Source organism: Rhizobium sp. CFBP 13644, from assembly GCF_014842165.1.
Taxonomy (GTDB): Bacteria; Pseudomonadota; Alphaproteobacteria; order Rhizobiales; family Rhizobiaceae; genus Agrobacterium; species Agrobacterium tumefaciens_C.
Map to the genome: position 1 here is coordinate 149,345 of NZ_JACYVF010000001.1, position 22,775 is coordinate 172,119.

General features: G+C 58.2%; 21 protein-coding genes. 8 read left to right on the plus strand and 13 right to left on the minus strand.

Going from position 1 to position 22,775, the window contains the following annotated elements; translation table 11 throughout:
- Positions 1-3: 3 nt before the first annotated feature.
- Positions 4-1,500 (plus strand): ArnT family glycosyltransferase, encoded by a 1,497-nt coding sequence (locus IFT53_RS00720; RefSeq protein ID WP_192063709.1) that lies wholly within the window; start codon positions 4-6, stop codon positions 1,498-1,500.
- 5 nt (positions 1,501-1,505) lie between these two features.
- On the opposite strand, the gene IFT53_RS00725 is transcribed toward IFT53_RS00720, so the two are convergent.
- From IFT53_RS00725 to IFT53_RS00735, 3 genes are all read right to left on the minus strand, one after another.
- A complete protein-coding gene (locus IFT53_RS00725) occupies positions 1,506-1,976 on the minus strand; it encodes an OsmC family protein (RefSeq protein ID WP_192063708.1) in 471 nt (156 codons plus the stop codon).
- Between the two features lie 5 nt (positions 1,977-1,981).
- The gene (locus IFT53_RS00730; RefSeq protein ID WP_192063707.1) at positions 1,982-3,352 is read right to left on the minus strand and encodes an aspartate aminotransferase family protein; all 1,371 of its coding nucleotides are present in this window, start codon (positions 3,350-3,352) and stop codon (positions 1,982-1,984) included.
- 111 nt (positions 3,353-3,463) lie between these two features.
- Positions 3,464-4,375, minus strand: a complete 912-nt coding sequence (locus IFT53_RS00735) for a diacylglycerol/lipid kinase family protein (RefSeq protein ID WP_192063706.1) — start codon at positions 4,373-4,375, stop codon at positions 3,464-3,466.
- 226 nt (positions 4,376-4,601) lie between these two features.
- Between IFT53_RS00735 and IFT53_RS00740 the strand changes: the two genes are divergently transcribed.
- Positions 4,602-5,852: an MFS transporter gene (locus IFT53_RS00740; protein WP_192063882.1), complete on the plus strand. Its 1,251-nt coding sequence runs from the start codon at positions 4,602-4,604 to the stop codon at positions 5,850-5,852.
- A gap of 289 nt (positions 5,853-6,141) precedes the next feature.
- Positions 6,142-7,515: a magnesium transporter gene (gene mgtE / locus IFT53_RS00745; RefSeq protein WP_192063705.1), complete on the plus strand. Its 1,374-nt coding sequence runs from the start codon at positions 6,142-6,144 to the stop codon at positions 7,513-7,515.
- Between the two features lie 145 nt (positions 7,516-7,660).
- Here mgtE and IFT53_RS00750 read toward each other — a convergent pair whose 3' ends face one another.
- From IFT53_RS00750 to IFT53_RS00790, 9 genes are all read right to left on the minus strand, one after another.
- Complete coding sequence (locus IFT53_RS00750) at positions 7,661-8,569, minus strand: homocysteine S-methyltransferase family protein (RefSeq protein WP_192063704.1); 909 nt, start codon at positions 8,567-8,569, stop codon at positions 7,661-7,663.
- Positions 8,570-8,588: 19 nt separating this feature from the next.
- Positions 8,589-9,278, minus strand: a complete 690-nt coding sequence (locus IFT53_RS00755; RefSeq protein WP_192063703.1) for an ABC transporter permease — start codon at positions 9,276-9,278, stop codon at positions 8,589-8,591.
- A 9-nt stretch (positions 9,279-9,287) separates the two neighbouring features.
- Positions 9,288-10,010, minus strand: coding sequence for an ABC transporter permease (locus IFT53_RS00760; RefSeq protein ID WP_192063702.1), 723 nt, complete (start codon positions 10,008-10,010; stop codon positions 9,288-9,290).
- A gap of 17 nt (positions 10,011-10,027) precedes the next feature.
- Positions 10,028-10,801, minus strand: a complete 774-nt coding sequence (locus IFT53_RS00765) for a transporter substrate-binding domain-containing protein (protein WP_192063701.1) — start codon at positions 10,799-10,801, stop codon at positions 10,028-10,030.
- Positions 10,802-10,833: 32 nt separating this feature from the next.
- Positions 10,834-11,613 carry an ABC transporter ATP-binding protein gene (locus tag IFT53_RS00770; protein ID WP_192063700.1) on the minus strand — a complete coding sequence of 260 codons (780 nt, stop codon included), beginning with the start codon at positions 11,611-11,613 and terminating at the stop codon, positions 10,834-10,836.
- Positions 11,614-11,784: 171 nt separating this feature from the next.
- On the minus strand, positions 11,785-12,624 hold the full coding sequence (locus tag IFT53_RS00775) for an undecaprenyl-diphosphate phosphatase (RefSeq protein WP_192063699.1): 840 nt from the start codon (positions 12,622-12,624) through the stop codon (positions 11,785-11,787).
- Positions 12,625-12,709: 85 nt separating this feature from the next.
- Positions 12,710-14,113, minus strand: a complete 1,404-nt coding sequence (locus tag IFT53_RS00780) for a coniferyl aldehyde dehydrogenase (RefSeq protein WP_192063698.1) — start codon at positions 14,111-14,113, stop codon at positions 12,710-12,712.
- Positions 14,114-14,115: 2 nt separating this feature from the next.
- Positions 14,116-14,853 carry a pentapeptide repeat-containing protein gene (locus tag IFT53_RS00785; RefSeq protein ID WP_192063697.1) on the minus strand — a complete coding sequence of 246 codons (738 nt, stop codon included), beginning with the start codon at positions 14,851-14,853 and terminating at the stop codon, positions 14,116-14,118.
- 208 nt (positions 14,854-15,061) lie between these two features.
- Positions 15,062-16,726 carry an electron transfer flavoprotein-ubiquinone oxidoreductase gene (locus IFT53_RS00790; RefSeq protein WP_192063696.1) on the minus strand — a complete coding sequence of 555 codons (1,665 nt, stop codon included), beginning with the start codon at positions 16,724-16,726 and terminating at the stop codon, positions 15,062-15,064.
- Positions 16,727-17,082: 356 nt separating this feature from the next.
- On the opposite strand from IFT53_RS00790, the gene IFT53_RS00795 reads away from it, so the two are divergent.
- From IFT53_RS00795 to IFT53_RS00805, 3 genes are all read left to right on the plus strand, one after another.
- Complete coding sequence (locus tag IFT53_RS00795) at positions 17,083-17,871, plus strand: SDR family oxidoreductase (RefSeq protein ID WP_192063695.1); 789 nt, start codon at positions 17,083-17,085, stop codon at positions 17,869-17,871.
- A gap of 271 nt (positions 17,872-18,142) precedes the next feature.
- Positions 18,143-19,096, plus strand: a complete 954-nt coding sequence (locus tag IFT53_RS00800; protein WP_192063694.1) for a hypothetical protein — start codon at positions 18,143-18,145, stop codon at positions 19,094-19,096.
- 140 nt (positions 19,097-19,236) lie between these two features.
- Positions 19,237-19,440 carry a hypothetical protein gene (locus IFT53_RS00805; RefSeq protein WP_192063693.1) on the plus strand — a complete coding sequence of 68 codons (204 nt, stop codon included), beginning with the start codon at positions 19,237-19,239 and terminating at the stop codon, positions 19,438-19,440.
- 1 nt (position 19,441) lies between these two features.
- On the opposite strand, the gene blaOXA is transcribed toward IFT53_RS00805, so the two are convergent.
- Entirely contained in the window at positions 19,442-20,182 is a 741-nt protein-coding gene (blaOXA, locus tag IFT53_RS00810; protein WP_192063881.1) for a class D beta-lactamase, read from the minus strand.
- Between the two features lie 309 nt (positions 20,183-20,491).
- Between blaOXA and IFT53_RS00815 the strand changes: the two genes are divergently transcribed.
- Entirely contained in the window at positions 20,492-21,784 is a 1,293-nt protein-coding gene (locus IFT53_RS00815) for an Hsp70 family protein (protein WP_192063692.1), read from the plus strand.
- Between the two features lie 45 nt (positions 21,785-21,829).
- Positions 21,830-22,738: a uracil-DNA glycosylase gene (locus tag IFT53_RS00820; RefSeq protein WP_192063691.1), complete on the plus strand. Its 909-nt coding sequence runs from the start codon at positions 21,830-21,832 to the stop codon at positions 22,736-22,738.
- Positions 22,739-22,775 lie beyond the last annotated feature (37 nt).

Below are 22,775 nucleotides of genomic sequence, written 5' to 3' on the forward strand. Positions count from 1 at the left end.
ACCATGCGCAAGGCGCTATCCCGCAATCCAGACGTGGTTTTGATGCTGATTGCGGGATACTTCCTGTTCGCAATCCTATCCAGGGTCATACGCTCGCCCGGACTTGAAGTGGATGAAGCGCAACAAGCCATCCTTTCCCAGTTCCTGCTGCTGGGTTACGGCTCTCAGCCCCCGGTCTACAGCTGGCTGCAACATGGCATGAATGCCATCCTCAGTCCGTCAATTGCATCGCTGAGCGTGCTCAAGAACGGTCTTCTGTTTCTCTGTTGTCTCTATTTTTGGCTCACCGCACGCCTGCTCATCCGCGAAAAGGCGCTGGTAAATGTGGCGACGCTGGGCGTGCTGACATTGCCCACCGTCTTCGTCATGTCGCAACGCGATCTTACCCACACGGTGCTGGCGCTTTTTGCGGTCTCGCTGTTTGTCTATGTCCTGTTCAGCACGCTGAAGAAACCCTCCGCTCTGGGCTATATTCTGACCGGCCTCGTCATCGGCCTCGGCGCAGTGTCGAAATACAATTTCGTCGTCATTCCCTTGGCCGCAGTGATCGCGATCGCGCTTGAGAAAGATCTGCGAGACCGGCTGCTGGACTGGCGGCTGCTGCTGACCGCTGCTGCTGCTCTCATCATCGTCACGCCCCACTTCCTGTGGGTGCTCGACCATCTCGATCTCGCGACAGGCCAAACCACCAGCGAAATGCGTGAGGGTGCAGAACATGCGACCTTCCACGGGTTGAGCGGCATGCTGGAACTGATTCTGGCCTTTGTAAAAGGCCTCGCCTTGACCACAGCCATATTCGCGGCGCTGTTTTTCAAGGACATCAAGGCAATCCTGCGCGCGTCCGACCAATCCACCCGCATCATCGGGCGGATCATGCTGTTTTCGTTCCTGTGCCTGCTGCTGATCGTTTTATATATGGGCGCAACCCATGTTCGCCAGAAATGGGTCACCGTCTATCTGCTGCTGTGGCCACTCTATCTCTGTCTCAAGGTGCAGGCCGCCGTTGTTCTGGCCGATCGCAGGCTGCCTTCCATGCTGGCGGTCACATCTGTGCTGACAGTCGGCTTCGTTCTTGTTCTCCTCGGCCGTGGGGTGGTTGCGCCCTATTTTGACCGGTATTCACTGGTCCACACACCCTACCACAGCTTCGCGAAGCTGCTGAGAAACGATGGCCACCCGGAGCCGCAATATATCATGGCCGTCGGTGGCATCGTCGGCGGCAATCTGAAAATGCAGTTCCCCAATTCGACTGTCTTCATTGGCGACCGAGACGTGGAGCCCCTCCCCACCTCTTGGCCAGCGGGTTCTGTGGTTCTTTTGGCAGGCGACAGCAAAGAGGCCGCGATGCAGAAAGACCCGGCAGATGTGCTGGCAGCACTCGCCGAGCGAACATCATTGCCGATCCCGACAGACGTTACCCGCATCGACGTGCCCTATGCGGCGGCGTCCGAAAAGCGGCATACATTCTACTACGCCTGGGAAACCATTCCCCAACGGTGATGGTTTCAGGCAGACCTGATCTGCGGCTCGACACGAACCGGGAACTTGACCGAGTTGGCGATGAAACAGTGTTCGTGGGCGTCCTCATGCAGCTCACGCGCCGTATCCAGATCGCCTCTGGAAACTGTGACGACTGGCCTCAGGACCACTTCGCTGAAATGACCCGCGCCGCCTCGCGCCAGCTTCATGGTGCCTTCTGGCTCATCCACATACTCGCTGACAATCACGCCCGATACCGCACAGAAATGCAGATACCAGAGCTTGTGACAGGCCGAAACCGAGGCGAGCAGAAGCTCCTCCGGGTTCCATCGCGTGTTGTCCCCCAGAAAAACCGGGTCGGCGGATGCCGCAATATCATGCTTTCCTTCGGCTGAAATCACATGCGAACGATCATATTCGCGGTAACCCGACGTGCCGGTGCCACGGTTGCCTGTCCATGTAATCCGAACCTTATAGTGATGCTCGTTCTCTGCCATGTCCCTCAAGCTCCCCGCGTGTCGCGCAAGTGATCCAGTCCCTTGCGAAGGATTGATATGATCTGATCGACCTCGGACCGGCTGATGGTCAGCGCCGGAGAGGCCAGCATGCGGTCGCCCGTGGCGCGCATGACAAGCCCGTTTTCCAGACAATGGTTACGCACCTTCGCGCCCATGTCGTCCGGCTTGTCGAAACGCTTCCGCGTTGCCTTGTCCGCTGTCAGCTGCAACCCGCCGATAAGACCGACATTGACGGCTTCGCCCACCATCTCGTGGTCAAGCAGGCTTTGCCAGCCCTGCCGGAAATACGGACCGATATCGTCACGCACGCGCTCCACCAGTCCCTCCTCCTCGATGATGCGCAAGTTTTCGAGTGCGGCAGCAGCACAGACAGGATGCCCTGAATAGGTAAAGCCATGGTTGAAATCACCCACCTTGTTCAGCATGACTTCAGCCACACGGTCCGATACCAGCACGCCGCCGATGGGCAGGTATCCCGATGACAGACCCTTGGCGACGGGCGCTAGATCCGGCTCATAGCCGAAATGCTGGTACCCGAACCAAGACCCCAGCCTGCCGAAGCCGCAAATAACCTCGTCGGAAACCAGCAGAATATTGCGCGCCTTGCAGATGCGGGCGATTTCCGGCCAATAGGTCTCAGGCGGCACGATGACCCCGCCTGCGCCTTGAATGGGCTCAGCAACAAAGGCCGCGACGTTCTCCTCGCCCAGCTCATCAATTCTGGCCTCCAGTTCCCGCGCCACCTTCAGCCCGAATTCTGCGGGTGAAAGATCGCCGCCCTCGGCATACCAATAGGGCTGGCCAATATGGGACACGCCTTCGATGGGCAGGTTGCCCTGCTCGTGCATCCACGTCATGCCACCCAGCGATGCGCCCGCGACCGTTGATCCGTGATAGCCATTACGGCGAGCGATGACATGCGTCTTTGTCGGATGTCCCAGCGCCTTCCAGTACACCCGTGCCATGCGAAACCACGTATCGGTGGCTTCAGAGCCGGAATTGGTGAAGAAGACATGATTCATATGCGGCCCGGCATGGGCCACGATCTTTTGCGCCAGAAGCGTTGCTGGCGGCGTCGTGGTGCCGAAGAAGGCGTTGTAGTAGGGCAGTTCGTTCATCTGCCGGAAAACGGCATCGGCAATCTCACGACGGCCATAGCCAATATTGACGCACCACAGACCGGCAAAGGCATCCAGATACTTCTTGCCGGTGCTGTCATAGATAAACACGCCTTCCGCCCGCTCAATGATGCGGGTGCCGGAAGCGTTCAGCTTTCCCATGTCTGAAAAGGGATGCAGGTGGTGGGCGGCGTCGATGGCGGCTAGGTTGGAAATCGTCCTGGCAGTATCATTCATCGCAATGCGCGCTCCTGTTGTCCCCTCAGAGGATTAACACGGCGCGCATGCTTTGCAAGGGCATCCGCTCACGACACTGAAGTCGAGAGCATCTGCGATGTTGATGTGAATTCAGAGACTTGCGTAATCTTTTGCCACAATGACCTTCAGTTCACCGGCATGAATTTTCAGCATCACATCCCGCTTCATCGGCAGCAGTTCACCATCGATAACACACCGCACATCCTTGCGGCGCTTGGGGAAATGCAGTTCCGCTTCGGTCACCGTCATGGCCGTCACGGCGGCGTTTTCCTTTAGCTTGCCGCGCATGATATCGATGGCAAGGCGCGCCACGCCCGATGGCGTCAGGGCGTCTGCAATATAAAGCCCCAGCTTGCCGCGCGTGATGTCATCAGCCACCAGCAAGGCACTTTGGCCGAATTCATTGTTGGATGCGGAGATGGCGCAAACGCGCTGATGCTTCGTTTCCCCCGCAACGGTGTACTCCATATCAAAGATAGGTGGATTGAAGACAACGCCGATGGCTGCGCGCACATTGGCGCGGATCTTTCCCAGGCGCGATGCATATTCCATTCTGTCGCGGTATCTCACCATGCGCGCATGCAGGCCTGCGGAAAACTGGTGCACGAAAGGCCGTCCGTTGGCACTGGCAATGTCAACATTGAAGACATGGCCCTGCGCCAGCGTATCCACTGCCTGCCAGATATCGAGCGGCAATTTCAGCGAGCGGGCAAAGAGGTTCATGGTACCAGCAGGAACGACACCAAGAGCGATGCCATGTTTCCAGGCGATACCGGCGGCGGCCGAAATCGTGCCATCGCCACCACCAGCAATCAGGCCATCCAGCCCCTTGTCGTCGGCTGTACGTTCCATCTCCGCGACAATGTCCTTGCCGGAAACGGTGCGGCATTCGATTTCGTGCCCAGCATTCTGGAACACCGTTCGCGCATGGTCGCAATAGGCATCCATATCAGTGGTTTTGAAGGTCCCGCCATCGCGGTTAAAGATCGCCACCAGCTTCATATGCTTATCCAGCCCCCGTTACGCGCAGCCTTAATGGAACTACGCCCATTCAGTTCCGTACACTTTTCGCGTGATGCGACTATTTTGCCGAATCAAACACTACCGCAGTGCACAACTTTATGGTATGCGAGCAGATAAGGTCATTTTGGTGGCCACCAAACTCCAGTCAGGGCAGGCCGAGACCCCGGCCTTGCCCTTTTTTTTGCCTATCTCCGTCACAGAAGCCATGACCCAGACACGCTCTTCGCAGATCCGCTCAGACGTGGCAGTAGAACCTGTTGCGCCGCCATCGCCCACGGCACTCACACCCCTTTCCATCGCCCTCATCGAACTGGCTCTTGCCGCCGGTGGCTTCGGCATCGGCACGGGTGAATTTGCCATTATGGGCCTGTTGCCGGATGTGGCGACGACCTACGGCGTCACCGTTCCGCAGGCGGGCTATGTGATCGCCGCCTATGCAATCGGTGTCGTCATCGGCGCGCCCATCATTGCCGTGCTTGCGGCACGCATGACACGGCGTGCGCTGCTCTTGTCCTTGATGAGCCTGTTTGCCATTGGCAATATTCTGAGCGCCATTGCGCCGGACTTCCTGACCTTTACGATATTGCGGTTCATTTCCGGCTTGCCGCACGGCGCCTATTTTGGCGTGGCCGCGCTGGTTGCCGCATCCATGGCACCCATCCACAAGCGCACTCGGGCCGTGGGCCGCGTGATGCTGGGGCTGACAATCGCAACGCTGCTCGGCACGCCTCTGGCCACATTCTTCGGGCAACTGTTCTCATGGCGGGCAGCTTTCCTCATGGTCGGCGGCATTGCGGTGCTGACGGTTGCGCTGCTCTGGCTTTTCCAGCCGCGTGACAAGGTGCAGGAAGGTGCCAGCATCTGGCGTGAACTGGGCGCTTTCAAGCGCGGCCAGGTGTGGCTGTCGCTGGCCGTGGCTTCGGTCGGTTTCGGCGGCATGTTTGCCGTCTTCAGCTACATTGCCAAAACCACAACCGATGTCGCCATGATGCCGGTCGCTTCCGTGCCGGTGGTTCTCGCGCTGTTCGGCATCGGCATGAATGTCGGCAATGTCGTCGGATCACGTCTGGCCGATCTTTCGCTGAACGGCACGATTGGCGGCATGCTGGCGGTGAATGTGGTGCTGATGGCGCTGTTCGGGCTGACGGCCCACAATCCCTATATGCTGTGCCTCTGCGTCTTTCTCATCGGCTGCGGCTTTGCGGCCTGCCCCGCCGTACAGACCCGCCTCATGGATGTTGCAGCAGATGCGCAAACACTGGCCGCAGCGTCCAACCACTCCGCCTTCAACATTGCCAACGCGCTCGGCGCATGGCTCGGCGGCCTCGCCATTGCCATGGGTTATGGCTACGCATCCACAGGCTATATTGGCGCCGTTCTGTCCTTCGCAGGCCTCATCGTTTTCGGCATAGCCGTGGCGCTGGAACGACGTGATAAGGCGGCTCTCACGGCCTGATTTCGGAGCACCCGGACAAGACCCGTGACGACCGTTTGGGCCGTCTATTTACCTTGCCAAAATTTCATATTTGGCCTGCTTGACTCGCCCTGTTTTCGGGCGCATTTGCTTGGATATGCGCAGGTCAAATCAGTGGTCTGGCGCAGATTTCCACGGAGCATCATTAGATGTCTAGCGACAGTAGTAGTCGATTGCCTTTGCCGAACACGGCGATGCGTGCACTGATCTGACACCTGTCGGCTCACCACGTTCCGCCGTGATCGGCGGATCGACTGGAAGGTGAGCAATCATGAACTTTCAAAACCTCTCCCAGAGAGCCAGCAAAGCTGCACGCATTCTGCGCGCCGGCAGCATTGGCCCAACCACAATTGCAGAACGGGTCGACCATCTCAACACGCTTGACTTGGACGACGCCGTCGACGCTCTGCTGAAAATGCCGCAGCCAAAGGCCGTTGCCGTTCTGGATCGTCCCGAACTTCACAGGGCTTCCGATATCCTTGCGCTCATCCCGCTGGATCGGGCTGTTCCACTCGTCAATCTGATGTCGGATGACCGCGTGGCAGATGTGATGGCTGATATGGACGACGAGCCACGCGCAAAGCTGTTTGCCCGGCTGGACCGCGCAACCGCCACCGCCATCCAGCACCTGATGACCTATCCGCCCCGCACGGCTGGCTCCATGATGACGACGGAGTTCGTCAGCGTGCCCGACCGCTGGACGGTGGAAAAAACCCTTGCGCATATCCGCATCGTCGAGCGGTCCCGCGAAACGGTTTACGCCATCTATGTGCTGGCCGAAAATGGCACCCTTGCCAATGTCGTCACCCTGCGCCGCCTCGTGACTGGCGAACCCTCTGCCTCCATCCTCACCGTCGCATCCAAGGAAGGCATCACCTATGCCGACCCGCTAATGTCGCAGGAAGATGTCGCCCGCCTCATTCGCAAGCATGACCTGCTGGCCATTCCCGTTGTCGATGAGCACGACCATATTCTCGGCATCGTAACGGTGGATGACGTGATCGACACGATGATCGCCGACACCACAGAAGACGCGCATAAATTCGGCGGCATGGAAGCGCTGGGTAAGCCATACATGACGATGGGCTTTCTCGACATGATCCGCAAACGCGCCGGCTGGCTTTCCGCCCTGTTCCTTGGCGAAATGCTGACGGCCAGCGCCATGCAGCATTTTGAGGGAGAGCTGGAAAAGGCCGTGGTGCTGACCCTGTTCATACCGCTTATCATGTCCTCAGGCGGTAATTCCGGCTCGCAGGCCACATCGCTCATCATCCGGGCGCTGGCGCTCGGCGAACTCAAACTGTCGGACTGGTGGCGAGTGCTGCTGCGTGAGTTGCCAACGGGCCTGACGCTCGGCGCAATCCTCGGCGCCATCGGCTTCCTGCGGCTCACCGTGTGGCAACAGGCTGGCTTTTATGATTACGGCGAACACTGGCTGCTGGTCGGCTTCACCGTCTTCAGCGCGCTAGTCGGCATCGTCACATTCGGCTCCATCACCGGCTCCATGCTGCCTTTCCTGCTGCAACGCATGCGGTTAGACCCCGCCTCAGCCTCTGCACCCTTTGTTGCAACGCTTGTGGATGTCACCGGTCTGGTCATCTACTTCTCGGTGGCACTGCTGATCTTGAGTGGGACGTTGCTTTGAAATGACACGAAGCCCGCCAACATACTCAACGTCATCCTCGGGCTTGGCCCGAGGATCTAACCACGTTTGATGTTTGGGTTCGTTAGAGCGCTGGGACAAGCCCTGACATGACGAAAGACAGATTTTCGTCCTTCCGAGCCGCCAATCACCGCGCCCTGAGCGCACCCGCAACCGTGTGAATATGCGCAGCGCCAATTCCGCAGCAGCCGCCGATCATCGTAGCGCCGGCTTCGGCCCAGGTGCAGGCGAAGCGGGAATAGGCGTCGTCGGTCAGGTCGGCGCGGGTTTCGTGCAGGCCTTCATTGGCGGCAGCGTCGCCCTGTTCACCCTCGAAGGCATTGGCATAGACGCCGATTTCAATGGATACGCCCTTGTCCTTGAAGACGGATGCGGCTGTCTCGACAGCCGCCTTCATGACTTCCGGCTTGCTGCAATTGAACAGCAGTGCCGCAGCGCCTGAGCCGGCGGCCCATTCTGCTGCCGCGCGCACCGTTTCGCCAGAGCGAAGCTGCGGTTCGTTGCCGTCAACCTGTGCGGCATCGTCATTCAGGGTGAAGGAAACCCAGAAGGGCTTGCCCGTCTCAGCCACGGCCTTGCGCACCGCATCACCCTCGGCAATCAGGCTCAGCGTTTCACCCAGCCACACATCGACATAGGGAGCGAGGTTTTCGACCAGCACCTTGAGGTAATCCTGCACGCGGGATGCGTCGAAATTCTGCGGTTCGTAGGAGCCAAAGATCGGCGGCAGGCCACCGGCGACGGTTACCTTGCGGCCTGACGTATCTGCCGCTTTGCGGGCAAGCTTGCCGGACAGCGCAATCAGCGATGCGCCTTCTTTTTGGAAGCGCTCCTCACCAATGTGAAACGGCACCAGCGCATAGGAATTGGTGGTGATCACATCGGCACCGGCCTCGATGAACTCCGCATGGACCTGACGCACAATGTCAGGCGTGTCGATCAGCGCCAAAGCCGACCATTCCGGCTGTTTCAGCTGCGCGCCCAGCCGCTGCAATTCGCGGCTCATGCCGCCGTCGAGAATACGGATATCGCCCATGTGAAAACTCCTTGGATTATTATCGCCGCTGCGGCACCTGCGCTTCGACAAAGCCGAAGCAACGCACGATGATGGCGGTGAGGATGAGGTAGAAAACGGTAACGACCAGCAGCGGCTCATAGACCAGCAGCGTATCCTGCCGGACCTTGTAAGCCACGGCGTAGAGATCCATGACGGTAACGGTGAAGGCAAGCGGCGTCGCTTTCAACTGCATGACCACCTCGCCCGCAATCGTCGGCAGCGCAATGCGGATGGCACGGGGCAGCCAGATGCGGCGGATGAGCGTGAACCTGCCCATGCCGAACGCCCTGCCCGCCTCCAGCTCACCCTTCGGCACAGCCAGCAACGCGCCGCGCAACACCTCGGCCTCATAGGCCGCATAGTTCAGGGTAAAGCTCACGGCGGCGAAGAAGAAGCCTTCGCGCAGAACCGGCCACATGAAGCTTTGCCGCAAGCCGGGGATCAGCGGCAGCAACGAGCCGACGCCATAATAGAGCAGCCAGAGCTGAATGAGCAGCGGCGTGCCGCGAAAAAACGTGCAATAGCCGCGTGCCAGCATCCGCGTCAGCCTGCCACCGCTAACCTGCGCAAAAGCGAGGCCAATGGCGAGGATGAAACCGATACTGACGGAAATGACCAGCAGCGCCACCGTCTGGTAAGCGCCAGACAGCAGCAGCGGCCAGTATTTTTCGATCCAGGAGAATTCCATCATGTCTCCTCAGGCCAGCGCCGGTTGGCCGCGCCGCACCCGGCGCTCGATCAAAGAAAAGACGAGGTTGGAAACCAGCGTGATCGCCAGATACATCAGCGCTGCCGCTGCGAAGAAAAGGAAATATTGCTTGGTGCTGGCACCCGCGAGCCGCGTCGCCAGTGCCAGTTCCTGATAACCGACAACGGCCACCAGCGCGCTGTCTTTCGTTACCGCAAGCCAAAGATTGGACAATCCCGGCAGGGCATTCGGCACCAGCGCTGGCACCACGACACGGCGGAAGCGTAGAAAGGGCGACATGCCGAAGGCACGCGCCGCTTCGATCTGTCCCGCCGGAATGGCGAGAATGGCACCGCGCAGAACCTCGGTCATATAGGCACCCTGCACAAAGCCCAGAACGGCAATGGCGGCGGCGAAACCGTTGATCTCCACCGGCGGCATTCCGGCCCATTGCAGCAGCCGGTTCAGGCCATCCGTTCCAGCATAATAGAGCCCGACAATCAGGATAAGCTCCGGCACGGCCCGGATCATCGTCGTATAGAAACTGAGCACCATGCCCAGCGGTCTGTTGCCGGAAAGCTTGCCCAGCGCACCGGCCATGCCAATGAGGATGCCGATGAGATAGGCCCCGGCGGAAATGGCAAGCGTGGAAACGGCACCCTTCAACAGCGTGCCACCCCATCCCGGAGGATAGGGCGACAGAAGTTGAACCATGGTTTCAATGCTTGCCATCAACTCGACCGATCAGCTTACTTCGCGCCGTAGATGTCGAAGGTGAAGTACTTCTTGGTGATTTCGTCATATTTGCCGCTTGCGCGAACGGCAGCAAGAGCGGCATTCAGCTTCTGCTTCAGCTCGGTATCGTCCTTGCGGAGACCGCCGGAAACGCCCAGACCCAGGATTTCCTTGTCGTCAGCCACATTGCCAGCATCCGCGCAGCAATCCTTGCCGGCATCGCTTTTCACGAAGGCATCGAGAACGAGGGAATCGCCGAAGACGTAATCGATACGACCGGCTGCCAGATCCTGGAAGGCTTCGTCCAGCGTCTGATAGGTCTTCTCGTCAGCCACATCCTTGAAATACTTGGCATAATAGGCGGACTGGATAGTCGAGACCTGAATGCCGATGGTCTTGCCCTTCACGTCTTCAGCCGTTGCGCCCGGCTTGCCATCCTTGGCACCGATCAGCTTGCTGGGCGTGTTGTAGTATTTGTCGGTGAAGGTGATGACCTTCTGGCGTTCCTGCGTGTTGGACATGGAAGACCAGATGACGTCGAACTTCTTGGCTTCCAGCGCTGGAATAAGGCCATCCCAGGACAATTCGACGATGGAGCATTTTTCCTTCATTTCCGCGCAGACGGCGTCCATGAGGTCGATTTCCCAGCCCTGCCACTTACCGGAAGCATCCTTGGCGAAGAATGGCGGATAGGATTCGTTCATGATGCCGAAGCGCACATCGGCGCTGGCCGTGAAGGCAGAAAGCGCAAATGCCGATCCGGCGATGAGCGTGGCGAACAATTTCATCTTAAATTTCTCCTGTTGGAATATCGAATACATCAATTGGCGATGGCGCCAGTAAAATCTCTGGTGCGCGTGCTGGTCGGGTTGCCGAAGACCTGCTCAGGCGCGCCCTCTTCTTCCACGCGGCCCTGATGCAGGAACATGACGTGGCTGGAAACATCGCGGGCAAAGCGCATCTCATGCGTGACCAGAAGCATGGTACGGCCCTCTTCGGCCAGATCGCGGATCACCTTCAGCACTTCACCCACCAGTTCCGGGTCCAGCGCTGAGGTCGGTTCATCAAACAGCATCACGGCAGGTTCCACGCAGAGCGCGCGCGCAATCGCAGCCCGCTGTTGCTGGCCACCGGAGAGAAAGGCGGGGTAAACATCCCGCTTGTCGTAAAGTCCGACCTTGTTGAGCAGCGCTTCGGCTTTCTCAATCGCATCCTGCCGCTTCACGCCCATCACATGAACTGGCGCTTCGATGATGTTTTCCAGCACCGTGCGGTGAGCCCAGAGATTGAAATTTTGAAACACCATGCCAAGCCCGGTGCGCAAGCGTTCCACCTGCCGCCAGCTTTTCGGCACTGCCTTGCCATCACGGCCAATGCGGACAGCTACCTCTTCGCCATTCACGGTCACGCGGCCGCTGTCGGGCATTTCGAGAAAGTTGATGCAGCGCAGAAACGTGCTCTTGCCGGAGCCGGACGAACCAATGATCGAGATGACGTCGCCCTTGCGGGCTTTGAGCGAAATGCCTTTCAGAACTTCATTGGTACCGAAGCTTTTGTGGATATCTTCCACATCAAGCGCGTAACCGCCTTCAATGCTCATCAATGGGTCCCGACTGTCCTGATTTCGGATGATACTTACAGAAGCAAAAGAAATTTGCCGCGCAATAAACGGCTCTATTGCACATCCGTCATGAAAAATCATTCCGAGGAAAAGATTTCAAGGAAAATCGGCACCTGCCGGTTTGCACCGGCAGGCGTATTGAAACCGAGATTACGCGGTGGCGCTGATAACGCCCGTGCCAAGTAGCACAAGAAGCAAGACGCCCAGGCCCACGCGATACCAGACGAATGGCATGTAGCTCTTGGTCGACACCAGTTTCAGGAAGAAAACGATGACGGCATAACCGACGAAGAAGGAGATGACGGTCGCAAGCGCCGTCGGCCCCCAGCCTACCGGGTTGTCCTGCCCGATGCTCTTGAACAGCTGGTAAAAACCGGAGCCGAAGACGGCGGGAATGGCCAGCAAGAAGGAATAGCGGGCAGCCGCTTCACGCGTGTAACCCAGAAACAAACCAGCGGTAATGGTGCCGCCGGAACGGGACACGCCGGGAATGAGTGCCATGGCCTGCGCGAAACCGAACAGTACCGCATCGCGCCAGATCAGCTTCTTGATCGGGTACTTCTTCTGGCCGATCCTGTCGGCATAGCCGAGGATGAAGCCGAAGACGATCAGCATGACGGCCGTGATGTAAAGATTGCGCAGCGAGTGCTCGATGGCATCCTTGAACACCAGTCCTAGCAGCACGATCGGCACCGAACCGACGATGATCATCCAACCCATGCGCGCATCTGCGGGGTCGAAACTGCCGCCGATCCGCAGATTCTGGCGCAGCCAGGCATTGGCAATCCGCATGATATCGGACCAGAAATAAACCAGAACGGCCAGTTCGGTGCCGATCTGGATGATGGCCGTAAAGGCTGCACCCGGATCGATGCCGGAGGGAAGAAATTCGCCCGCAATGCGCAGATGGGCGCTGGAAGAGATGGGCAGGAACTCCGTGAGTCCCTGAATGAAACCGAGAATCGCCGCCTCGATCCAACCAATTGTCATGCTTGTGCGTCCCTGACTAAGTATCCCTGGACGCGACGTTATGAAGCAATCCGGGCAGTTCCATGTTGCAATGCAAAATATTTCTTTAGCGCAATAAAAAGGCCAGTGCCCAATCTGTAAGACGCCCGAACGGCGCGCGCAACAGGCTTGGCAGGCTCCATCTGCCTTGAACGAAAATACCCTTGGCGTGGCTCATGCGGCGAAAGCCCTCAATGCCGTGATATGCGCCGATGCCGCTCGCCCCCACGCCGCCAAAAGGCAGGTCATCCTGCGCCACATGCAGCATGGTGTTGTTGACGCCAGCATTGCCGGAGGTGGTGCGCGCCAGCACGGCGCGGCAGGCTTCGCCGTTGGCATCACCAAACACGTAAAGCGCCAGAGGCCTTGGTCTGGCATTGATGGTGGCAATCACCTCGTCGATATCTCGATAGGTGAGTACCGGCAGGATCGGCCCGAAAATCTCGTCGCGCATCACCATCATGTCGTCGCTGACATCAAACACCAGATGCGGCGCCAGCACACGCGTCCGGTTGGCAGCCGACGGCGCAGGCATGCTGACCACTTCGACAACCCGCGCACCCTTCTGCTGCGCATCATCCAGCAATGCATTCAGCCGCGCAAAATGCCGGTCGTTGATGACGGACGCATAATCGCGGCTCATCCCCCCCTGCGGATAGGATTTTGCCACGGCGCGCTGAAACGCATCTGCGAAGGACGAAACATCATCCTCATGGACGAAGAGATAATCTGGCGCGACGCAGGTTTGGCCCGCATTGGTCAGCTTTCCGAACACGATGGACCCTGCGTGAACGTCCGTCACATGGCCCTTTTCGATGATGGCGGGGCTTTTTCCACCCAGTTCCAGCGTTACCGGCACAAGGTTTTCACTGGCGGCCTTCATCACGCTGCAGCCAACCTGCGTGCTGCCGGTAAACAGCAGGTGGTCAAAGGCAAGCGCACTGAAATCAGCGCCCGTCTGCGCATCCCCCAGTATGACCGCGACCTTTTCTTCCGGGAAGATGCTCGCCAGCATCTCCTTTATCAAAAGGCTGGTGCGGGGCGTCAGCTCGGACGGTTTCAGCATGGCCCGGTTTCCGGCTGCCAGCGCCGTCGCAAGCGGCACTATGGCAAGCAGAAACGGATAATTCCACGGGGACAGGATGCCGATAACGCCGAGCGGTTGATACTCCACATAGGCGCGGCCAAGCTGGAATGTCGGCGGCACATGGCGGCGTTCAGGCTTCATGAAGCGTTTGAGATTGCGGGAGAGGTAATCAATGGCCTGCACCGCGCCAAAGACCTCCACCAGCGCCGTTTCGCGTGGCGAGCGCCCGTCGAAATCCGCATCGATGGCGTGTTCGATATCGCGCCTTCGGGCGATAATCGCAGCCCTCAAGGCTTTCAGATCACCCCTTCGCGCCTCGAGGCCCGGCGGTGCATCGCGCAAAAAGGCGGCTCTTTGCTTGGCGATAACATCACCGGCGCTCATTATCAGTCCTCGTCAGGGTCTTCCGGGCAAGGCCATGAGGTCGGTGTCGTCAAACCCTGCGGCAGTTTGGTCTTGGCGTCGCCACAGGCAATGTCGATCTGTTTCTGATCAAGGCCAGTCGCCGTGGAAAGGTCCAGCCCCTCGATGCGCGCCAGAAGAAGGAAAGCATTGGCGAAATCGATTGGGCCTGTGAAGGTCGCACCCTCAAAGCGCGAGCGTGAGAGATTGGACATGGTGAACTTAGTGCCCGTCAGCTCCGCGCCCTCGAAATCCGCACGGCCCAGTTCAGCCTTGCTGAAATCGGCACCGACAAGCTTTGCGTTCTGAAAATTGGCGCGCTGCATTTCCGCGCCGTAGAATTTGGCGTTCTCCGCATTCGCATCGCTGAAATCACCGCGATAGGCTTCCACCTTGGTGAAATTGCCATCCTGCAATTGCGATGAGGCCAGTGATGTGCGGATGAGCTTGGCTTTTTCAAGATTGGCCTTCTTGAACGAGGAGCCGCGAAGATCGGTGAAGGTGAAGTCGGTTGCGCGCAAATCCGCGCCGTCCAGAACACTGCCACCCAGCATCAGAAGCCGTTTGTTGCATTTGCTCCAGTCGATCTGGGCTGAGGCCTCTGCACGGCAGCTCGCAGCTTCGCTTTGGCGCGTCGGCATGGCGACAACGGCCAAAAGTGCGAACGCCGCGCCGCAAACCAGTCTACCAGTGCGTTCAGTAAGACGTCTCTCGATAGTCATAACCTGCTCCCACATCCGGATCGCCGGATATCTCACGCAGCGCAAGCGCTGCATTCCTCTGTAGTAAGGCACCAGACGGACTTCTGCAATTCTGTCCTCAATGGCATTCGAGAGACCGCCGCGCCTGCGAAACGCTCCAATCCCTCCAGCATTGCGCAGTATGCGCTAACAATATTGCCAGAAAGTGAGTGGCAGGCGCGCTAATGCCTTACATATTCGCGTAGACAGGCCCCTCTCCGCCCTGCGGTGGTACCCAGTTGATGTTCTGGTTAGGGTCCTTGATATCGCAGGTTTTGCAATGAACGCAGTTTTGCGCGTTAATGACGTAAGTCGGCTCGCCATCCTTCTCCACCCATTCGTAAACACCGGCGGGACAGTAGCGCGTGGAAGGGCCGGCATAGACGTCATGCTCGGAGCGCTTCTGCAAATCCATGTCCGTCACCTGAAGGTGCACCGGCTGGTCTTCTTCATGGTTGGTTGATGAGATGAAGACGGAGGACAGGCGGTCGAAGGTCAGCACGCCATCGGGCTTTGGATAGGCGATCGGTTTGTGCTTGGCTGCGGGCTCAAGGCTTTGCGCATCGGACTTGCCATGTTTCAGCGTGCCGAAAATGGAGAAGCCGAACAGCTGGTTAGTCCACATGTCCAACCCGCCGAGACCCACGCCAATAGCCGTGCCGAACTTCGACCACAGCGGCTTGACGTTGCGAACGCGCTTCAGATCCTTGCCGATATCGGTCGAGCGCCATTCGTTCTCGATCTCGATAACCTCATCATTGGCGCGACCGGCGGCCAGTGCATCGGCAATCTTATCCGCCGCGAGCATGCCTGAGAGAACCGCATTGTGGCTGCCCTTGATGCGCGGCACATTGACGAGGCCTGCCGAACAGCCAATCAGCGCACCGCCGGGGAAGGTCAGCTTCGGCACCGACTGATATCCGCCCTCGGTGATGGCGCGAGCGCCATAGGAAAGCCGCTTGCCGCCCTCGAACGTGTCGCGGATGGCAGGGTGCGTCTTGTAACGCTGGAATTCCTCGAACGGGTAGAGATAGGGGTTCTTGTAGTTCAGGTGCACAACGAAGCCGACGGCAACAAGATTGTCTTCCAGATGATAAAGGAAGGAACCGCCGCCGGTCTTCATGCCCAGCGGCCAGCCGAAGGAATGCTGGACGAGACCTGGCCGATGCTTTTCTGGCGCAACCTGCCAGAGTTCCTTGATGCCGATGCCGTATTTCTGGACATCGCTGTCCTTGGAAAGTTCAAACCGGTTGATGAGCTGCTTGGCCAGCGATCCACGCACGCCTTCGCCGATCAGCACATATTTGCCGTGCAGCTCCATGCCGCGTGTGAAGGCCGGGCCGGGCTCGCCGTTGCGCTCCACGCCCATATCGCCGGTCGCGACGCCTCTCACGGCACCCGCCTCATTGTAAAGGACTTCGGTTGCAGCAAAGCCGGGATAGATTTCAACGCCCAGCGCCTCGGCCTTTTCGGCCAGCCAGCGACAGACCAGACCAAGCGAGACAATGTAGTTGCCGTGATTGCTCATCAAAGGCGGCATCAGCGCATTTGGCAGGCGAATGGAACCGGCAGGACCGAGCAGCAGAAACTGGTCGTCCTTCACCTCGGTCTTGAATGGATGCCCCTGCTCCTCCCGCCAACCGGGCAGAAGCCGGTCGATACCGGTGGGGTCAACAACGGCACCAGAGAGGATATGCGCGCCCACTTCAGCGCCTTTTTCCAGCACGACAACGGAGAGGTCAGGATTGATCTGCTTCAGCCGTATCGCGGCAGAGAGACCGGCAGGGCCTGCACCAACGATAACCACATCGAATTCCATCGATTCGCGTTCCGGCAGTTCCATCGTCTCAGTCATTGTGTCCTCATCCGTTAACCGGTCCCGTCCGGTCTTGCTTTTTATAATGCTCGCCTCAGCGCAAGGTTCAATCACATCACCCTCAGCCCGTTTCTCAAGGCTTTTGTCTCCAACTCTCTTGGCAAAGCAAAGAGCCATTGTCGAGGTTGAACTGCACAAATGCCGCCTCAGCATTATTACATTCTCGGCGGCAAACATCATATCTTACTTTTACGTGCACGTCATATAATTTTTAAACATGCCGCAAGGCGGTCACGGCTGGTGCGCGTTTCCCACTCACAATCCGTCTTCCCCTCTTTTAAAACCAACGCCTACCCACGTATAACCATCCAAAGCATCGATAAGGGAGAACAACCATGGATCTCGGCATTTCCGAAAAACGCGCACTCGTGCTCGCATCGTCGCGTGGCCTTGGCCTGGGTATTGCAACGGCATTGGCGAAAGAAGGCGCACATGTGCTGCTGGTTGGCCGCAGCGAAGACAAGCTGGCGGCCAATGCGGATGCCATCAATGCCTTGGGCAAAGGCAAGGCGGATTGGGTTCGTGGCGACCTTTCGCAGGGCGATTTCGTCGCCTCCATGGTTCAGGCCGTGAATGACAAGCTGGGCGGCATCGATATTCTCGTCAACAACACCGGCGGCCCTACTCCGGGCACGGCGCAGGATATGACCATCGACAAGCTGGAAACCTTCTTCCAATCCATGGTGCTGCGCGTCATTACCCTAACAGGCGCATTTCTGCCGCAGATGAAAGAACAAGGCTGGGGCCGCATTCTCACGGTCGCATCTTCAGGTGTGTTCGAGCCCATTCCCAATCTCGCCTTGTCCAACACGTTGCGCGGCGCGCTGGTGGGCTGGAACAAGACGCTGGCCACCGAAGTCGCTGGTTCCGGCGTCACGGCAAACCTGCTGCTCCCCGGTCGCATTCACACGGATCGCATCGATGAACTGGATGGCGCAAATGCGACCAGACTCGGCAAAAGCGTTGAAGAGGTACGCGAGGCATCGCTGAAAACCATTCCCGCCGGACGCCTCGGCAAGGTCGAGGAATTTGCCGCAGCTGGCGCATTCCTCTGCTCTGAGCCAGCAAGTTACATCACCGGCACGATGCTGCGCGTGGATGGCGGCGCGTCGAAATCCATCTGATTGAAACACAGCCGCACATCAAAGGCGCCGGCATAAGACGGCGCCTTTTCTTTTGTGTTTGTGTCCAGCCAAATGCTTCTTGACCAGCAGAACCCACAAGCCAGTAAATCTAGAGCTTAACCTGCGCTGATCAGCGTGATTTTTACTTTGCTCATATGCAGCGCATTGCGGCGCAACTTGACTTCACAAGACCCACACAAGCTTTACCGAATAGTTCCAACGTATAGAGGGTGCCATCCAGTGATGTGGCGCCGGCATTCACGAGGGATCCATGCACACAATCGTTTTGGCGAGATATAACGAAGCTCTCGAATGGATTGTCGATATCCCCCAGGAATTTCGGGTCATCATTTACAACAAGGGAGAGGAAATCACCTCGCCCACGGTGCTCGCACGTGCAACCGAAATCGTGGTGCGCCCGAATGTCGGCCGTGAGTCCGAAACGTACCTTCACCACATGAGAACCCGCGCAACGGATGATCATTATTTTACCGTGTTCTCGCAGGGCGACCCGCATACCCATAGTCCCGATTTTATTGACCTGCTGAAAAACTGGCGTCAGTGGGACAATGTCCAGACCCTCACCTGGCAATGGCTTGCAGAACGAAACATTCCGCCCGCAGTCCATCTGGACCGCTATCGCGAGAATTTTCCGCTGCATCTTCGCGCTCGGCCTGAAGCTTTTTCCCTTTATGATTGGGTTGCGCTCGAATTTACAGATGTCGGCGCGTGGAACATGGGCCTTGTTTACAAGACGCTTGAATGCATCTCGCCCAATACGTCCAATATCGCTGCGCACAGCCTTCGGAAATGGAAGCTCGACGCGCTTGCAGATGACGCCGACCGTCACACTGCCGGTGTGTTTTCCTACGGCGCCATTTTCGCGGTACGCAATGCATATGTGGCAAAGCTTTCGGACGAGTCCAAGGATGCGATGTATGACTTCTCGGTCGGCGGCGCTGCGGCCAACGGTTATATTCTGGAGCGCATGTGGCTCCACATTTTCGGAACCGCCTTCTACCGCCGCGCACCCTTCATGGATCAGCATGCTACAGCACTGAATCTGCCAGGCAGCAACGAGGAATCCCGCGCAGAAATGGCGGATCTCGTGTTGAATCTCGTTGATCACGGCATGTCGATGACCGACGTCGGCAACCTCGTGCAGGGAGCCATGCGCGCGCGACTGGAGGAAATCAAATCCGGTAGCGACCAGCCCGCTGGCTGACCTGCCGGGCAACAATCGGCTCAAATGAAAGCCAACTCTGGTTCAGGTGCCATCGATTTTCACGGTCCTGACCCAGAGGATGGCAATTCTTCTCTCGCGCAGATAGACTAGGCGCAAATATTCACAGAGAAGGTCCGCCAATGAAGATCGTTCGGGTTTCACTGATTGTGATCGGCGCGCTGCTGGCGCTCATCGGACTGGTGTGGATTGGGCAGGGCAGCGGATATTTCCCCTACCCCGCGTCAAGCTTCATGATCGATCAACGCCCCTGGATGTTGCGCGGTGCGGTGGTCGCCGTCGTCGGGCTGGTCGTGATCTTCGCCGCCCGACGTTTCGCGCGCTGAGCTATTTCACGAGTTTCGGCAGCTGCGCAATCAATGCATCTCGCGTGGCGAAGCTGATCGGCTCTTCGCTTGTCCAATCGCGGATGTTCAGCGTCGCAAACACCACGCGGCGGTCGCCCTTATCTGCCCAGCCAACGAACCAGCCCAGCCAGTCGTTGCGATCGAACTTGCCCGCCTCGGTGCGCATGCGGCCGGAACCGGTTTTGCCGTGGATTGTCCAGCCGTTGGCGGCCTCAAAGGTCGGAATAATCGCCACTGTCTTGTCATGAGCGGCCTTGGAAACCGGCAGTTTTCCATTCACAAAGCGCCGCAGAAAATCGACCTGTTCCTCAGGTGAAATCTTCAGAGAAGACATCAGCCAGGATTGCGTGAGCCCATCGCTTCGGCCCTTCACGCCCGTCACATCGGCGTTGCCATAATCGAAACGCTTCACGTAGTCGGCCAATTTCTGCTTACCGAGCTTGCGGGTAATTTCCTGCGAATACCAGACGATCGAATCCTTTTCCCATATGGTCGGATCGACAGATTTCTGCTCGCGCTTGGAGCTTTTCCACTCGGGCTTGTAATCCCATCGCGGCGTTGTGGCGTCGGTCAAGATCCCCGCATCATAGCCCATGACGGCCAGCGGCAGCTTGAAACTGGATTGCGGGGCAAAGGCCTTGTTGCAAGTCCCGTCCCGGTGCAGCATCTCGCCGCTTGCGGCATCGACAATCACGGTACATTGCACGGGCTGCGCTGCCATGACCGATGTTGCGTGAAGACCGGAAAGCGTGATGGCGGCACCAAATGCCAATGTCGTCAATGCGTTTGAGATCACAGTGATCCTCCCTGAGCGTCGATAAAATGCGAAGTCCCCCGCCGCGATAGGCAGAAAACGAATGGCATTATTGCGGCGGACGGGGAGAAAACGACTCCCACGCGCTTGCCAATCACATTTGCCTGTGCGATCACGCGCCCTCTTCAAAACAGTCGGACGCTTCGGCATCCCGTTCAAAACCGCATGCCTCCGGGCACGCGGCTAAACCACATTTGATCTTAGGAAAAACGCGCTATGGCAAGAACACTCGGGCTCGATTTCGGCACGACCAATACGGTCATGGCCATGTCGGACAGCGGCAACACAAGCCACTCCATGCGCTTTACCAGCAGTGCCGGCACAACTGACAGCATGCGCACGGCGCTTTCCTTCATGAAGTCTGGCACATTTGGCGCTTCAGCCCTTCAGGTGGAAGCAGGCCATGCCGCCATCCGTCAGTTCATCGACAATCCCGGCGATTGCCGCTTTCTGCAATCCATCAAGACCTTTGCCGCCTCATCGCTGTTTCAGGGCACGCTTGTTTATGCCAAGCGCCAAAGCTTTGAAGACCTGATGGAAGTGTTCCTGCGCAAGCTCAAGACCTATGCGGGAGACGAATGGCGCGATGATATCCAGACCGTTGTTGCAGGCCGCCCGGTACGCTTTGCGGGCTCCAACCCGGATGAAGAGCTTGCGATTGCGCGCTACAATGATGCGCTGACCCGCGCCGGTTTTCCTGAAATTCACTACGTCTATGAGCCGGTCGCTGCCGCATATTACTTTGCGCAGAGCCTGAAGAAGGACGCCAATGTTCTGGTCGCCGATTTCGGCGGCGGCACCACCGACTATTCGCTCATCCGTTTCGAGACCCATGCCGGCAAGCTTTCGGCGACCCCTATCGGCCATTCCGGCGTTGGCGTGGCGGGAGACCATTTCGACTTCCGCATGATCGACAATCTCGTCTCGCCTGAGATCGGCAAGGGCAGCAAGTTCAAAAGCTTCGACAAGGTGCTGGATGTTCCCAACGGTTACTATGTGAATTTTGGGCGCTGGAACCAACTCTCCATCTTCAAGACCTCCAAGGAATTCACGGATCTGAAATCGCTCGTGCGGTCTGCATTGGAGCCTGAAAAGCTGGAAATGTTCATCGATCTCGTCGATCATGATGAAGGATATCCGCTCTATCAGGCCATTTCCGCAACCAAGATGGGATTGTCTTCACAGGAAGAAGCCGAGTTCAATTTCTCGCCACTCGGCAAGGCAGGCCGCAAGATGGTAAAGCGGTCCGATTTCGACCAGTGGATCGTTGATGACCTCGCCAAGATCGAGGGCGCGCTGGACGAAGTGCTGGAAAAGACCAACACGTCACCAGACGCCATCGACAAGGTGTTCCTCACCGGCGGCACATCATTCGTGCCAGCCGTGCGGCAGTTGTTCACCCGCCGTTTCGATGCGGACAGGATTGAAACGGGCGGAGAGTTGCTCTCCATCGCCCACGGCCTCGCGATGATTGGCGAAAGTGGTGATATTGAACGCTGGACAGCGTGATATCAGGGGTTACGCGGGCTGGGCACATAGGGTAATTCTAGACCCATGATCTCGGCCCAAGACCTTTCCCCGGCAGAACTGGCCGCGCTTCTGCATTTTCATGCAGATGCGGGCGTTGACTGGCTGTTGGAAGACACAGCGGTGGATCGCTTCGCAGAATTTGCAGCGACCCGCCAAAACCGCGCACCTGCCAGAGAGGCCGAGCCGCGCCAGAGCGAGGCCGCATCAAGCGCACCCTCGCGAAACAGCCCGCAACGGGCCACGCAATCTTCGCCCGCCCGCAGCAGCGGCGCAGTTCAGGCGCCCGCTGTTCAGGCGCCCGCTGTTCAGGCCAATGTCGCGATGCCAGATGAACAGGCGATCGCTGCGGCACGTTTTGCTGCCGAAACAGCGCGTTCGCTATCTGAGCTGAAATCGGCGCTGGAAAGCTTCAATGGCTGCAATCTGAAGAACAGTGCCCGCAACACGATTTTTGCCGAAGGCGACCCGTCCTCCGGCATCATGGTCATCGGCCCCATGCCGGATGCTGATGATGACCGCGAGGGCCACCCCTTCATGGGCAAGACCGGCACGCTGCTGGATCGTATGCTCGCCGCCATCGGTCTGGACCGCGCCAATCTGCTGTTGACCAACGTCGTGCCATGGCGCCCGCCTGGCAACCGCCCGCCATCTGGCCCGGAGATGGAAATATGCCGCCCGTTCATCGAGCGGCAGGTTGCTCTCGCTGAGCCGAAAGTGCTGTTGCTTCTCGGCAACTTCACCGCCCGTTTTTTCTTTGGCGGCACGGGCACCATTCATTCGCTGCGCGGACAGTGGCGGGATGTCGCATGTGGACCCGGCGTCGTGCCGGCAATCGCCACTTTGCACCCGCAGGAGCTTTTGAACGCTCCGGCCAGCAAGTCATTGGCATGGCAGGACTTATTGGCATTCCAGGCGCATCTGCGCCAAATGTAAATGCTTCCTTTTTGATCAATATGAATCATTTGTGAAG

What these genes read in the sequence shown, in the direction of transcription:
- IFT53_RS00720 (WP_192063709.1), top strand. Translation starts at nt 4, where the DNA reads ATGCGCAAGGCGCTATCCCGCAATCCAGACGTGGTTTTGATGCTGATT.
- IFT53_RS00725 (WP_192063708.1), bottom strand. Translation starts at nt 1,976, where the DNA reads ATGGCAGAGAACGAGCATCACTATAAGGTTCGGATTACATGGACAGGC.
- IFT53_RS00730 (WP_192063707.1), bottom strand. Translation starts at nt 3,352, where the DNA reads ATGAATGATACTGCCAGGACGATTTCCAACCTAGCCGCCATCGACGCC.
- IFT53_RS00735 (WP_192063706.1), bottom strand. Translation starts at nt 4,375, where the DNA reads ATGAAGCTGGTGGCGATCTTTAACCGCGATGGCGGGACCTTCAAAACC.
- IFT53_RS00740 (WP_192063882.1), top strand. Translation starts at nt 4,602, where the DNA reads ATGACCCAGACACGCTCTTCGCAGATCCGCTCAGACGTGGCAGTAGAA.
- mgtE (WP_192063705.1), top strand. Translation starts at nt 6,142, where the DNA reads ATGAACTTTCAAAACCTCTCCCAGAGAGCCAGCAAAGCTGCACGCATT.
- IFT53_RS00750 (WP_192063704.1), bottom strand. Translation starts at nt 8,569, where the DNA reads ATGGGCGATATCCGTATTCTCGACGGCGGCATGAGCCGCGAATTGCAG.
- IFT53_RS00755 (WP_192063703.1), bottom strand. Translation starts at nt 9,278, where the DNA reads ATGGAATTCTCCTGGATCGAAAAATACTGGCCGCTGCTGCTGTCTGGC.
- IFT53_RS00760 (WP_192063702.1), bottom strand. Translation starts at nt 10,010, where the DNA reads ATGGCAAGCATTGAAACCATGGTTCAACTTCTGTCGCCCTATCCTCCG.
- IFT53_RS00765 (WP_192063701.1), bottom strand. Translation starts at nt 10,801, where the DNA reads ATGAAATTGTTCGCCACGCTCATCGCCGGATCGGCATTTGCGCTTTCT.
- IFT53_RS00770 (WP_192063700.1), bottom strand. Translation starts at nt 11,613, where the DNA reads ATGAGCATTGAAGGCGGTTACGCGCTTGATGTGGAAGATATCCACAAA.
- IFT53_RS00775 (WP_192063699.1), bottom strand. Translation starts at nt 12,624, where the DNA reads ATGACAATTGGTTGGATCGAGGCGGCGATTCTCGGTTTCATTCAGGGA.
- IFT53_RS00780 (WP_192063698.1), bottom strand. Translation starts at nt 14,113, where the DNA reads ATGAGCGCCGGTGATGTTATCGCCAAGCAAAGAGCCGCCTTTTTGCGC.
- IFT53_RS00785 (WP_192063697.1), bottom strand. Translation starts at nt 14,853, where the DNA reads ATGACTATCGAGAGACGTCTTACTGAACGCACTGGTAGACTGGTTTGC.
- IFT53_RS00790 (WP_192063696.1), bottom strand. Translation starts at nt 16,726, where the DNA reads ATGACTGAGACGATGGAACTGCCGGAACGCGAATCGATGGAATTCGAT.
- IFT53_RS00795 (WP_192063695.1), top strand. Translation starts at nt 17,083, where the DNA reads ATGGATCTCGGCATTTCCGAAAAACGCGCACTCGTGCTCGCATCGTCG.
- IFT53_RS00800 (WP_192063694.1), top strand. Translation starts at nt 18,143, where the DNA reads ATGCACACAATCGTTTTGGCGAGATATAACGAAGCTCTCGAATGGATT.
- IFT53_RS00805 (WP_192063693.1), top strand. Translation starts at nt 19,237, where the DNA reads ATGAAGATCGTTCGGGTTTCACTGATTGTGATCGGCGCGCTGCTGGCG.
- blaOXA (WP_192063881.1), bottom strand. Translation starts at nt 20,182, where the DNA reads ATGGCAGCGCAGCCCGTGCAATGTACCGTGATTGTCGATGCCGCAAGC.
- IFT53_RS00815 (WP_192063692.1), top strand. Translation starts at nt 20,492, where the DNA reads ATGGCAAGAACACTCGGGCTCGATTTCGGCACGACCAATACGGTCATG.
- IFT53_RS00820 (WP_192063691.1), top strand. Translation starts at nt 21,830, where the DNA reads ATGATCTCGGCCCAAGACCTTTCCCCGGCAGAACTGGCCGCGCTTCTG.